Annotated in this window: 14 protein-coding genes; 9 read left to right on the forward strand and 5 right to left on the reverse strand. The window is 59.7% G+C overall.

From position 1 onward, the window contains the following. Positions 1 to 105: 105 nt before the first annotated feature. Complete coding sequence (locus tag PspS35_RS08675) at positions 106 to 1,308, forward strand: hypothetical protein (RefSeq protein ID WP_342795421.1); 1,203 nt, start codon at positions 106 to 108, stop codon at positions 1,306 to 1,308. Between the two features lie 155 nt (positions 1,309 to 1,463). Continuing rightward, a complete protein-coding gene (gene greB, locus PspS35_RS08680; RefSeq protein ID WP_159933607.1) occupies positions 1,464 to 1,937 on the forward strand; it encodes a transcription elongation factor GreB in 474 nt (157 codons plus the stop codon). Positions 1,938 to 1,982: 45 nt separating this feature from the next. Here the strand turns inward: greB and PspS35_RS08685 are convergent, their stop codons facing one another. Then, complete coding sequence (locus PspS35_RS08685) at positions 1,983 to 4,493, reverse strand: ABC transporter permease (protein ID WP_159933609.1); 2,511 nt, start codon at positions 4,491 to 4,493, stop codon at positions 1,983 to 1,985. Beyond that, positions 4,493 to 5,176, reverse strand: a complete 684-nt coding sequence (locus PspS35_RS08690; protein ID WP_159933611.1) for an ABC transporter ATP-binding protein — start codon at positions 5,174 to 5,176, stop codon at positions 4,493 to 4,495. The genes PspS35_RS08685 and PspS35_RS08690 overlap by 1 nt, the downstream gene beginning before the upstream one ends. A gap of 10 nt (positions 5,177 to 5,186) precedes the next feature. Between PspS35_RS08690 and PspS35_RS08695 the strand changes: the two genes are divergently transcribed. The 3 genes from PspS35_RS08695 (at position 5,187) to PspS35_RS08705 (ending at position 7,217) form a co-directional block, all read left to right on the forward strand. Further along, on the forward strand, positions 5,187 to 5,792 hold the full coding sequence (locus PspS35_RS08695) for an arylesterase (protein WP_174244792.1): 606 nt from the start codon (positions 5,187 to 5,189) through the stop codon (positions 5,790 to 5,792). Positions 5,793 to 5,850: 58 nt separating this feature from the next. Continuing rightward, positions 5,851 to 6,144, forward strand: a complete 294-nt coding sequence (locus PspS35_RS08700; protein ID WP_010211879.1) for a hypothetical protein — start codon at positions 5,851 to 5,853, stop codon at positions 6,142 to 6,144. Between the two features lie 104 nt (positions 6,145 to 6,248). Then, positions 6,249 to 7,217, forward strand: coding sequence for a L,D-transpeptidase family protein (locus PspS35_RS08705; protein ID WP_159933615.1), 969 nt, complete (start codon positions 6,249 to 6,251; stop codon positions 7,215 to 7,217). Positions 7,218 to 7,352: 135 nt separating this feature from the next. Here the strand turns inward: PspS35_RS08705 and oprI are convergent, their stop codons facing one another. Then, the gene (gene oprI, locus PspS35_RS08710; protein ID WP_003172710.1) at positions 7,353 to 7,604 is read right to left on the reverse strand and encodes an outer membrane lipoprotei OprI; all 252 of its coding nucleotides are present in this window, start codon (positions 7,602 to 7,604) and stop codon (positions 7,353 to 7,355) included. Between the two features lie 611 nt (positions 7,605 to 8,215). Here oprI and PspS35_RS08715 point away from each other — a divergent pair. Next, positions 8,216 to 8,497, forward strand: a complete 282-nt coding sequence (locus tag PspS35_RS08715) for a GNAT family N-acetyltransferase (protein WP_003189869.1) — start codon at positions 8,216 to 8,218, stop codon at positions 8,495 to 8,497. A 63-nt stretch (positions 8,498 to 8,560) separates the two neighbouring features. On the opposite strand, the gene PspS35_RS08720 is transcribed toward PspS35_RS08715, so the two are convergent. Beyond that, positions 8,561 to 9,637, reverse strand: a complete 1,077-nt coding sequence (locus PspS35_RS08720) for a 3-deoxy-7-phosphoheptulonate synthase (protein ID WP_159933617.1) — start codon at positions 9,635 to 9,637, stop codon at positions 8,561 to 8,563. 131 nt (positions 9,638 to 9,768) lie between these two features. Beyond that, positions 9,769 to 10,203 (reverse strand): PilZ domain-containing protein, encoded by a 435-nt coding sequence (locus PspS35_RS08725; protein ID WP_159933619.1) that lies wholly within the window; start codon positions 10,201 to 10,203, stop codon positions 9,769 to 9,771. Between PspS35_RS08725 and PspS35_RS08730 the strand changes: the two genes are divergently transcribed. The 3 genes from PspS35_RS08730 to PspS35_RS08740 are packed head-to-tail and all read left to right on the forward strand — an operon-like array spanning position 10,202 to position 12,471. Continuing rightward, positions 10,202 to 10,588 carry a thioredoxin gene (locus tag PspS35_RS08730; protein WP_159933621.1) on the forward strand — a complete coding sequence of 129 codons (387 nt, stop codon included), beginning with the start codon at positions 10,202 to 10,204 and terminating at the stop codon, positions 10,586 to 10,588. The genes PspS35_RS08725 and PspS35_RS08730 overlap by 2 nt on opposite strands. Next, entirely contained in the window at positions 10,585 to 11,538 is a 954-nt protein-coding gene (locus PspS35_RS08735; RefSeq protein WP_159933622.1) for a putative 2-dehydropantoate 2-reductase, read from the forward strand. The genes PspS35_RS08730 and PspS35_RS08735 overlap by 4 nt, the downstream gene beginning before the upstream one ends. Before the next feature lie 15 nt (positions 11,539 to 11,553). Beyond that, a complete protein-coding gene (locus tag PspS35_RS08740) occupies positions 11,554 to 12,471 on the forward strand; it encodes a 5'-nucleotidase (protein ID WP_159933623.1) in 918 nt (305 codons plus the stop codon). Positions 12,472 to 12,483: the final 12 nt, after the last annotated feature.

Genomic DNA, 12,483 nt, shown 5'->3' on the forward strand with positions numbered 1-12,483 from the left:
CCAGCCTTATGACGCGCTGAAAGAATTGTGAGATGACTAGCAGTTACTAATGGTCAGGTGTTTATCTGGTGTTTAAATATAGTTTGCTTAATGTCGTGAGGTCTGATGGCTATGATGCTTTTACGTACCCTTGTTCTTGAACGCGCTGGCGTGGATGCCCCGGTCAACGGTGCATTGTTGTGTGGCTTTGCCATCCCCCAAATCATGTCTAACTTTCTTGTCTACAGCCTTGATGAGGAGGCGGAACCCGGCAGTTCCCGGGTATATGTCGCCGCATTGCGTAAGAAACTTGATCGGTACTTTTTGAGCGCCGTGGACGCTCAAGAAGAACTTCAAGTTGCGATGCGGGTATTTAAGCAAATACTGATGCTGGCAGCTTCCGGCGCCAAGCCCGGCAGTGTTACCGATAGCCAGATTCCTTATCATTTTGTCGATTTGAAAGGCTGCAAGTTGCCGCCAGCCCGGCCTGAAGATCATCATTCTGTGGTCATCAAGAAAGCCTTGGTGATGAAGGTGATTACGCTAGGGACTTCTGCTCCCGTGTCGCCGGCTTTGGAAAGCGCTACGTTGGTCGTTCCGTCCATCCGTTTTTCCTCCCAGATGGCCTCGCCGTTCAGGGCGGCGAGTAGGCCTGAAGCGGACACGCCGCCATTGCTTGAGCAACTGGTTGAACCGCAACTGCCGCCACAACTGCCGCCACAACCGCAGACGCAACTGCAGGCTGAACCGCAACCAGAGCCGCTGCCTCAGGTGTCCGTGGTTGTTGCACCTGCAAACGTTCCGCCCGTTGCTCCTGCTGTCGACGAAAGGCCGGCGCTGTGCGTTCAGACGGAGCAACACTCGTTGTTTGAGGTGGATAGCACACTGAACAATCTGGCACGTGTCTCCCATGAGCTGACACAGCAAAAGCTGGCTGTGCTCAAGCAGGCGGAGTCCCTTGAGCAGTGGCATGTGCAACTGCAACAGGGCCATGCTGAGCTTGATGAAAAACGCCAGGAACTGGTTGATCGGACCTTGGAAAAGGAGGCCACCCTGCAGCTAAGAGTCCAGGCGCTGGAAGGTCGTGAAGCACAGGTGGTAAGTGCTATGGCCGCTCAGCAGCACGAGCAGCATCAACTGGATGAACGCGCCCAGGCTCTTGAAAAACGAATCAGCCATGCACAGAGTCAGGAATTGCAGGTGCTTCAGAAAAAGGAGGTGTTGGCTGCCATGCTTGCGCATTTGCCGGGCCTGCGGCAGAACCTGCAGACAATGCTCATCGAACTGGATCAGACTCTGGATAGTCTTGCCGATACCGAGCAAGCATAGGCTCGCGCTGATCTTTGGCGTTTCGTTTGACGCAAGGTGCCACTGGGTCTGGCTACTTTCCCGCGTTCATTTATCATCAGTTGCTATTCGTCGACGCCTGGCCTTGGTGCTGCGGTGTATTGGAACCAATGGGCATTTGCTGGGGATGTACGCGTTTGAGTACCAAGCTGATTACCAAAGAAGGTCATGAAGCGCTGAAGAAAGAGCTGGATTACCTGTGGCGAGAAAAACGCCCGGATACCACACGCAAGGTGACATGGGCTGCTTCTCTGGGGGATCGCAGCGAAAACGCGGATTACCAGTACAACAAGAAGCTGCTGCGTGAGATCGACCGGCGGGTGCGCTACCTGCGCAAACGCTTGGAAGACATGCGGGTAGTGGAGTACATGCCCGAGCAGGAAGGAAAGGTGTTTTTCGGGGCTTGGGTTGATATTGAAAACGAGCAGGGTGAGACCAAGCGTTTTCGCATCGTTGGCTATGACGAGATCTACGAGCGGATGGACTACATCTCCATCGATTCACCGATGGCCCGTGCGCTGTTGCGCAAGGAAGTCGACGATGAGGCTATCGTGCAGACCCCCAACGGCGAGGTGTGCTGGTGGATCACGGCTATCGAGTACGTGAAGTAGACCGTGATGGCCCGCATTCCATGAAGCGTGCGGGCCATTGGTCTTTCAGCCTTCGCGCAATACCGTCAGAGGGCTCGCATTCAGCGCTCGGCGCGTACCGAAAACCCCGGCCCCGCCGATCAATATTGCCCCGATCACCGGCAGCAGTAATAGCCACGGGTGCGGGTGCCACACCAGATCGAAGGCATAGCGATAGAGCGCCCATGTGACCAGTTCGGTGCCCAGTGCGGCCAGTAGGCCGCTGACCGCGCCCAGCAGGCCGAACTCGATGCGCCGTGCCTTGACCAGCAATTTGCGTTCCGCGCCCAATGCTCGCAGCAGCGCGCCTTGGCGGATACGCTCATCCAGGGTGGCCTGCAAGCCGGAGAAGAGCACCGCCATCCCCGCCGCCAGCACAAACAACAGCACGTATTCCACGGCCAGGGTCACTTGGGCGAGGATGCTTCGCAACTGCTCCAGCAGCGCCTCGACCTGTAGGATTGTGACTGCCGGGAAGGCCCGGGCCAGATCGACGATCTGTTGGTCATGACCGGGTGCCAGGTAGAAGCTGGTCAGGTAGGTGGTCGGTAGGTCCTTCAGGGTGCCTGGCTGGAAGATCATGAAAAAGTTGGGCTGGAAATTATCCCAATTGATGGTGCGCAGGCTCGTCACCCGCGCCTCACGACTTTCCCCACCCACGGTGAATACCAGGTGGTCGTCCAGCTTGAGTTTGAGGCTTTGCGCAACCTTGGCCTCTACAGAGACACCTGGAGTTCCATCGGTGGGTTGTTGTGACCACCACGAGCCTGCGGTCAGGGCATTGCCCGGCGGTAGATCGGCAGCCCAGGTCAGGCTCAGGTCACGCTGCACCGCACGGTCACCACTGGAGTCCTTGCTGACAATCTCTTGCACCGGTTCGCCATTGATGCTGATCAGACGGCCAGGCACCACCGGGTACAACGGCGCGGATTGCGCCTGTACGTCCAGGAGGCGAGCACCAAAGGCGTCTTTGTCGGCCGGCAGGATATTCAGGGCGAAATAATTGGGCGCATCCTTGGGCAGTTGGTTTTGCCAGGTGTCGAGCAGTTCGCCACGCAGCAGTGCGATCAAGCCCATGGACAATAGGATCAAACCAAACGCCAGCGACTGGCCGGCAGCAGCCAAGGGGTGACGCAGCAGTTGCCCCAGGCCCAGGCGCCAAGGCAGGGATGCACGGGCCAGCAGGCGTCGCAGGCTTTGCAACAGCAGCAGAAGCAGGCCACCCAGCACCAGCGCCGCTAACACGCCTCCCCCCAGCAGGGCGAAGGTCAGCACCAGGTCGAGGCTCAGGCGCCACATAATCAGGCCCAGGGCGAGCAGCGCTGCGCCGTAGACCATCCAGGTGCTGGACGGGATGGGCAGCAAATCGCGCCGCAGTACTCGCAGCGGCGGTACCCTGCCCAGCGCGGCCAGCGGCGGTAGGGCGAAGCCTGCGAGCGCCACCAGCCCGGTGCCGATCCCTGCAGCGGCGGGCAGCAGGCCGCCGGGCGGAACGTCCGCGGGCAGCAAATCGTGCAGGAAATAAAACAGACCAAATTGCGCGAGCCAACCGAGCAAGGCGCCGGCCAGGCTGGCCAGCAGGCCGAGTACGCTCAATTGCAGGCTGAACAGCAACATGGCTTCACGTCGCGACAACCCCAGGCAACGCAGCAGCGCACTGGCGTCGAACCGTCGGGTGGCGAAGCGGTTGGCCGACAACGCCACGGCCACACCCGCCAGCAACACGGCAACCAGGCTGGCCATGTTCAGGTAGCGCTCTGCTTTGCCGAGCGCGCCGCCGATTTGTTGGTTGCCATCCCGTGAGTCCTGCAGGCGCTGGTTGGCAGCGAGTCCTGGCTTGATGAGGTCACGATAGGTGTGCAGCACAGTGCTGTCCTGCGGCCCGCGCCACAGTTCGCGGAAACTGACGCGGCTGCCTGGCTGGACCACGCCGGTGGCGTCCAGGTCTGCCAGGTTGATCATCACTCGGGGCGTGAGGCTGTAGAAGTTGCCGGCGCGGTCGGGCTCATAGGTGAGCACGCGGGCCAGGCGCAGGGTCTTCATGCCCACATCGATGCTGTCGCCGATTTTGAGATCCAGTGCCGTCAGCAGTCTCGCCTCCACCCAGGCTTCACCGGGTTTCGGGCCGCCGCCCGCGGCTTCATCGCCAAAGGGTGCAGCAGTGCTCTTCAGTTCGCCCCGCAGTGGGTACTGCTCGTTGACTGCCTTGATGCTGGAGAGTTGGATGCCGTTATCGGTGGCAATGACGCTGGAAAACTCCACCACGCTGGCATGATCCAGGCCCAGTTCAGTCCCGGATTTGATTTGTTCGGAGCGGGCTGGCGAGCTGCCCTCAAGTACCAGGTCGGCGCCCAGGAACTCAGTGGCGCGCAACAACATGGCGCCGTTAAGGCGCGCGCCGAAGTAGCCGATGGCGGTGCTGGCCGCCACGGCCACCAGCAAGGCGAAGAACAATACGCGCAATTCGCCGGCGCGGGCGTCGCGCAGTAATTGGCGCATGGCAAGGCTGAACAGGCGTAACAGCGGCAAGCGTGCCATCAAGGCTCCAGGGGCGCGACCATCAGGCCGGCTTCAAGGCGGATCAGGCGTCGGCAACGATGGGCCAGGCGCTCGTCATGGGTAACCAGTACCAGGGTCGTGCCGCTCTCTTTATTGAGCTCGAACAGCAGGTCGCTGATGCGCTCGCCGGTATGGCTGTCGAGGTTGCCGGTGGGTTCATCGGCAAACAGCACGTCCGGTTCGGCGGCAAAGGCGCGGGCAATTGCCACACGCTGCTGCTCACCACCGGAAAGCTGGCGCGGCGAGTGGGTCAGGCGCTGGCCGAGGCCCACGCGCTCCAGCAGATGTCTGGCGCGCTCGCGGGCGTCTTTGCGGCCATCCAACTCCAGCGGCAGCATGACGTTCTCCAGCGCGTTGAGGCTGTCGAGCAGTTGGAACGACTGGAACACAAAGCCCACGTGTTCGGCACGGATACGTGCACGCTGGTCTTCGTCGAGGCGGCTGAGGGCTTGTCCGGCTAAGGTGACTTCGCCGCTGCTGGGCAGGTCGAGGCCGGCCAGCAGGCCGAGGAGGGTGGATTTGCCGGAGCCGGAGCTGCCGACGATAGCCAGGCTATCGCCCTTGTTCAGTTCCAGGCTCAGTTCGTGCAGGATAGTCAGTTCACCTTCCGCGCTGGGAACCACTTTGCTAAGGTTCCGCGCGGTGAGAATGCTTGCGCCCATGGAGAATCCGATGCGAATGTGGTTTTTGAGTGCTGGCCTGGCCTTGATGTGCATGGCTCAGAGCGCAGCGGCGGGTACAGTCCTGATCGTTGGAGATAGTATCAGTGCCGGTTTCGGCCTGGATACCAGCAAAGGGTGGGTTGCCTTGCTGGAGCAACGGCTCAAGAAGGAAGGTTTCGACGATAAAGTGGTCAACGCTTCCATCAGTGGTGATACCAGTGCTGGAGGCCTTGCGCGGCTGCCTGCGGCGCTTGCAGAGCATAAACCTGAAGTGGTGATCATTGAGTTGGGCGGCAATGATGGCCTTCGTGGGCAGCCGCCTGCGCAATTGCAACAAAATCTTGCTTCGATGATCGAGCGCTCTAAGGCGGTCGGTGCGAAGGTGCTGTTGCTCGGCATGCAATTGCCGCCTAACTACGGCCCGCGTTACACCAACGCCTTTGCGCAAGTTTACGGCACTCTGGCCCGGGAAAAAGACGTGCCTCTGGTGCCATTTTTCCTTGACGGCGTGGGCGGTCACCCAGAGCTGATGCAGGCCGACGGGCTGCACCCAGCGGTCAGCGCCCAGGGCAAGTTGCTGGAAAATGTCTGGCCGGCGCTAAAACCACTGTTATGACGCTTTTCTAGCGGCAGGCTTTCGGCTAAGGTGGCGCCCCCCCGATCTGGAGCCCCCGATGTCGCGTCCTGCCTGGTCCCTGTTTAACTACCAACTGATCGAGCCGGACGAGCAGCTGGATCTGTTCGCCTGCCAGGAAGTGCGGGTGCATCTGGTGGCGCGTCAACTGGAGTTGGGCGGCTCCATCGATCGCACGTTGTGCGGCACGTTACTGCCCGCGCAACCTCGCTGGTCGCGGGTCGACCGTTCGATTTTCCAGGACCAGCGGCTGTGCCCCTTGTGCCGGGCCATCCTTGAGTCCCAGAAGCGCGGTACGCCGCCGATCTGGCCGGAGTTGCGTTTCGAGCTATAGAAGCAGCTGCAAGCTTCAAGCGATAAGCTGTAAGCTAGTGGCTGAAGGCTTGCAGCTTGCGGCTCGCCTTTAACCTACCCGTCGTTCTGCGAAGGATTTTCCGGATGTTGTCGCGCCTCTCCGTCGTCACCTGCTGCCTGTCTCTTGCTGCACTCTGTGCGGCTGGTTCTGCGTCAGCCTTGCAGTTGCCCTTGCCGCCGCCGGGTGAAGATATTGTCGGCCAGGTCCAGGTGATCAAGGCCAAGTACGAAGACACCTTTGCCGACTTGGGGACCACCTACGACCTGGGCTACTCGGAGATGGTCGCGGCCAATCCGGGCGTCGATGCCTGGCTGCCGGGGGCGGGTACCGACATCGTGCTGCCGACGCGTTTCATCCTGCCGCCAGGCCCACGCGAAGGCATCGTGATCAACCTGGCGGAGTACCGGCTCTACTACTTCCCCAAGGGGCAGAATGTCGTCTACACCTTCCCGCTAGGGATTGGTCGTGAAGGCTGGGGCTCGCCGATTGCCCACACCAGCATCATCGCCAAGACGCCGAACCCCACCTGGACGCCGCCCGCATCGATCAAGGCCGAGCACGCCGCCAATGGCGACCCCTTGCCCAATGTGGTGCCTGCCGGCCCGAACAACCCTTTGGGGCCGTTCAAGTTCACCCTGGGTACACCGGGTTATCTGATCCACGGTTCCAACATGAAGTTCGGCATTGGCACGCGCACCAGTCACGGTTGCTTCCGCATGTTCAACAATAACGTGCTGGAAATGGCCGGCATGGTGCCGGTGGGCACCTCGGTGCGCATCATCAACGATGCCTATAAGTTCGGCAGCAGCGGCGGCAAGGTGTACTTGGAAGCGCATACGCCATTGAACGACGACGGTACGCCGTCCGTGGTCGACAAGCACACGGCGGTGATCAACGCTTTGCTCAAGCGTGAAGACCTAGCCAATAAACTGCGGGTCAATTGGGACCAAGTGCGTGACGTAGTGGCTGCTGAAGATGGCTTGCCCACCGAAATCGGCGTGCCCGGTTCCGCACCCATAGCCTCCAGTGCGCCAATCGATCTGCAACAGTAGGCCTGTTCGATCAAAAGCCCGCCATGGCCTTGCGCTGCGGCGGGTTTTTTATTGCCTGGGCTTGAGCTGTGAATCGCAGGCAATAAAAAAGCCGATCCATAAATGGATCGGCTTGATAACAATCCCGAGGGATTATTACTTGCGGCTAGCTTTTTCAAGCATACGCAGAGCGCGCTCGTTAGCTTCGTCAGCAGTCTGTTGTGCTTTTTGAGCAGCAGCCAGAGCTTCATCAGCTTTACGGTAGGCTTCGTCTGCACGGGCCTGGGAGCGAGCTGCTGCGTCTTCAGTTGCAGTCAGACGAGCTTCGGTTTCTTTGGAGACGCTGCTGCAACCGGTAGCCAGAACTGCGGCCAGAGCCAGAGCAGAGAATTTCAGAACGTTGTTCATCGTGTTCCCCTTCAAGGACTTTCTATTAAATGGCTACTTTCTCAGAGTGAGCTAATAGCCGGCGTACATACTACCCATTACTTGTAGTAAGTAAACTGACGTAGCGCAAGAAGCAAAAAAAAATCTCGTGCCGAATCTATTTTGGCTAATCTTTTGGAGGTTTGTATAAAAAGCGTCCATTTTTTTCATTAGGGTGAATATTGGATCCAGGCTGAAAGGGCCGGCCAGCATGTGTTGGGTCGCGAAAACAGATGAAGGTTTATATATCCGGGCCGACACTTTCGTTGCCTTTGGCGTTGCTTGGCCTGGCATCTTTTACCCATGTAGAGGTGACTTTAAGAGCGCCTGTTCGTCTCAAGCTTCAACTGCCGGCAATGTTCAGGCTTTCGATCAGTGATGGGTCGAGGCCGTTTCTATATCCACCAGCGGCAGGGGATGACGAGTGCGCCTTGAGCAATTGCAGGATTGGTGCCTACTATTCCCCACGTGCTGGTTGTGAGCGCTCAAGGATTTCTCGTTGTCGGAACCGGCACGGGGTGGCGTAGATGTTCCTTCGCCGGAAAAACATCGGTAAGGTAGGGGTCAGAAACCAAGACCCGCGAGGAGTAGTGATGAGCGAGGCGTTGTCCATCCACCATGACCAGGCTGGTCATCAGTTCGAGACCAATGTGGACGGTCATCGTGCCTATCTGACCTATATGGACCTCGGGAAGCAGACCCTGGATATCTATCGGACCTTCGTGCCCAATGCGTTGCGCGGTCGTGGCATTGCGGCGGCGTTGACCGAAGAGGCCCTTAAGTTTGCCGAAGAGGCGGGCTATACGGTGATCCCGTCCTGCTCCTACGTGGAGCGCTACATGGAGCGTCATCAGCGCCATGCCGCAAAGCTCTGAGTGATCAGTAGACAATAGAAAACGCCGGGCTTAGCCCGGCGTTTTTGTGTGCGCAGTTCAGGTTCAGGTGCGTTTGCGTGTCGGCAATACGTCCTTGAGCTTGGCATGCATGCTGCGCAGGGTGTTTTCGGTGGCGGCCCAATCGATACAGGCGTCGGTGATCGACACGCCGTATTGCAAGTCAGCCAGGTCTTTTGGAATCGCCTGGCAACCCCAATTCAGGTGGCTCTCTACCATCAGGCCGATGATCGACTGGTTGCCTTCAAGGATCTGGTTGGCGACGTTTTCCATCACCAGCGGCTGCAGGGCCGGGTCCTTGTTGGAGTTGGCGTGGCTGCAGTCGACCATGATATTCGGCTTGATCTTGGCCTTGTTCAGCGCCTGCTCGCACAGTGCAACGCTGACCGAATCGTAGTTGGGCTTGCCGTTGCCGCCGCGCAACACCACATGACCATAGGCGTTGCCTTTGGTGGTGACGATGGACACGCCGCCTTCCTGGTTGATCCCCAGGAAGCGGTGAGGGCTGGAAACCGATTGCAGCGCGTTGATCGCCACGGTCAGGCCGCCGTCGGTGCCGTTCTTGAAGCCCACGGCCGAGGACAGGCCGGACGCCATTTCGCGGTGGGTCTGGGATTCGGTGGTGCGTGCACCGATGGCCGACCAACTGATCAGGTCCTGCAGGTACTGCGGAGAGATCGGGTCCAGCGCTTCAGTGGCGGTGGGCAGGCCCATCTCGGCCAGGTCCAGCAACAATTGACGACCGATGTGCAGACCGTCCTGGATCTTGAACGAGTCGTCCAGGTACGGGTCGTTGATCAAGCCTTTCCAGCCGACAGTAGTCCGTGGCTTCTCGAAATAGACGCGCATTACCAGATACAAGGTGTCGGACACTTGCGCCGCCAACACCTTGAGGCGCTCGGCGTATTCGTGGGCAGCCTTGAGGTCATGGATCGAGCAAGGGCCGATCACCACGAAGAGGCGGTGGTCGGTGCCGTCGAGAATGTCACGGATGACTTCGCGGCCCTTGGTGACGGTCTGCAGGGCAGCGTCGCTCAGGGGTATTTCGCGCTTGAGCTGGTCGGGTGTGATCAGCGTCTCGTTGGATTCGACGTTTAGGTCATTGATCGGTAAATCAGCCATCGTGTTACTCGTCAGGGTCACGGGTGCCGGCCGCCAGCCATCCCCGTGCGGCGGAGCACAGCATGATTTGGATGCAGGGGGGAGGAACCTTAGCGCGTAACACGGGCCCGCGACAATGGGCAAAGCCCGCTTTAATCCAGCGCTGGCCGCACAAACGCCTCATGGGAGAACTCGCCAGCATGCCGTGACACCCACTCTCGGGCCAAGGCTTCGAGTTGTGCAGGCGTCGGCTCAGCATTTTCATGCTGGCGGCAATAGCGCTCTATCCTGCATGCTTGCTCACCCATTCGCGCACCGAACAAGGCGTGTTCGTCGGTAAACGAGATGCCGACGCGGTAGCCGTTTTCCACCTTGCGGCACCACGCCACATAGCCTGGATAACGGGCGCTGGGGCCCAGGGTGGGGATATGCAGGTCGACAGCGGTGCCGTTGCGCCAGGCGCGCGGGCATTTGCAGGCGATGCCGCCCAGGCCGCTAGTGTGCAGGCGTTGGCGTGGGATGGCAGGAGAGGGACGTTGGATTAACTCGACAGCGATATCATCAGGGTGAGGTAAAAAACGACCCATGTACACGGACTCCGAGCACCGTCCAGTCGACGGCGGTGGCAGCAGTATAGTGAAGGAACTTGAATTGACCGACCTGGATATTGACCAGCAATTGCTGGGGTTTCCAGGTATTTCGCTCGTGGTGTTCACCAGCGTAGGATGTTCCAGTTGCCGTTGGGCGCGCCAGCAAATACCAGGCTGGTGCTTGCCGGTGGACCGGGTGTGCTGGGTGGATGCCGGGCACAACGGCGGCGCCATCGAACGCTATCAGATCTTTCATTTGCCAGCGTTGTTCGTGGTGCGCGAGGGGCAATTTCTCGGGCAGTTACAGACACGCCTTACGGCTTCCCACCTTACCGACGCGATCAATCAAGCGTTTACCCGTACCCCAGAGGATCTGCCATGACTGCACACTCACCCCGCATTGGCATCATCGGTACTGGCGCCATCGGCGGTTTCTACGGTGTGATGCTGGCGCGCGCCGGGTTCGATGTGCATTTCCTGTTGCGCAGCGAATACGCGGCGGTCAGCGAACATGGCTTACATCTCAACAGCACCGTGCATGGCAACCTGCACCTGCATCCGGTGCAGGCCTATGCGCGTGCCGCCGACATGCCGGCCTGCGACTGGTTGCTGGTGGGCACCAAGTCCACGGGTAATGTCGACCTGGCGCCGACGATTGCCCAAGTCGCGGCACCCGATGCAAAAGTGGTGTTGTTGCAAAACGGCCTGGACGTGGAAGACAGCCTGCGCGAGCACTTGCCGGCATCGCTGCACCTGCTTGGCGGGCTGTGCTACATCGGCGTGCACCGCTCCGGCCCCGGTGTGGTCGAGCATCAGGCGCTGGGTCGGGTCAACCTGGGTTATCACAGTGGGACGGCGGGCAACGATGAGGCGCGCCAGAAGGCGATTGTCGAAGCCGGTGCTGCGTTGTTCCATAAGGCCGGCATCGAGTCCCAGGCCATGGCTAACGTGCATCAGGCGCGCTGGCACAAGTTGGTGTGGAACGTACCTTATAACGGCCTCTCGGTATTGTTGGGTACGGGCACCACGGCCATGATGGCGGATGAATCCAGTCGCGAGTTGATCCAGGCCTTGATGGCCGAAGTGGTGCAGGGCGCCCATGCGTGTGGCCATGAAATCCCACACAGTTATGCCGAACAGATGTTCGCCATGACCGAAACAATGGATGATTACCTGCCGAGCATGTACCACGACCACGTACACAAGCGCCCAATGGAGCTGGCCGCGATCTACGCTCGCCCGCTGGCCGCTGCCAAGGCCGCCGGTTGCGAGTTACCGCGGATGCAGGCGCTTTACCAGGCCTTGAGTTTTATTGATCGGCATAACCGCTGATTCGGGGGACACATCATGGCAAACGGATTGGGCGACAAGTTGGTACTGGCGATCTCGTCACGAGCGCTGTTCGACCTGAGCGACAGTCACAAGGTCTATCTGGCCCATGGGGTGGAGGCGTACCGCAAGTACCAGATCGAGCACGAGGAGGAAATCCTCGAACCCGGCGATGCCTTCCCGCTGGTCAAGAAGCTGCTGAGCTTCAATGCCAGCCTCGGCCGTGCCCGGGTCGAGGTGGTGTTGGTGTCGCGCAACAGCGCAGACACCGGCCTGCGTGTGTTCAACTCGATCCAGCATTATGGCCTGGATATTTCTCGCGCCGCTTTCGTAGGAGGGCGTAGTCCTTATCCTTATTTGGCGGCGTTTGGTTGCCATCTGTTTCTTTCGACCCATGCTGAAGACGTGCGCAATGCCCTTGAGGCGGGTTTCGCCGCCGCGACGATTCTGTCGGGCGGTTTGCGCCGGGCATCCAGCGAAGAATTGCGGATTGCCTTTGACGGTGATGCCGTGTTGTTTTCCGACGAGTCTGAACGTGTGTACCAGGCCGGCGGGTTGGCAGCGTTCCAGGCCAGCGAGCGCGAATCGGCGCGCCAGCCTCTGCATGGCGGCCCATTCAAAGGTTTCCTGGCGGCGCTCAACTTGTTGCAGCGCGAGTTTGCGGACGAAGCCTGCCCGATCCGCACAGCGCTGGTCACCGCCCGCTCGGCGCCGTCCCACGAGCGGGTGATTCGCACACTGCGCGAGTGGGATATCCGCTTGGACGAGTCGTTGTTTCTGGGTGGCCTTGAGAAGTCTGCGTTCCTGGAAGCGTTTGCCGCTGACGTCTTTTTCGATGACCAGGCCGGTCACTGCGAGAAAGCCAGGGAGGTGGTCGCCACCGGGCACGTGCCCCATGGCATCAGTAACGAGGTAAGGATCCAGGCCGAGAGTTAGGGGCGCTGCTAA

The organism is Pseudomonas sp. S35, from assembly GCF_009866765.1.
In the GTDB taxonomy this organism is placed as follows: Bacteria; Pseudomonadota; Gammaproteobacteria; order Pseudomonadales; family Pseudomonadaceae; genus Aquipseudomonas.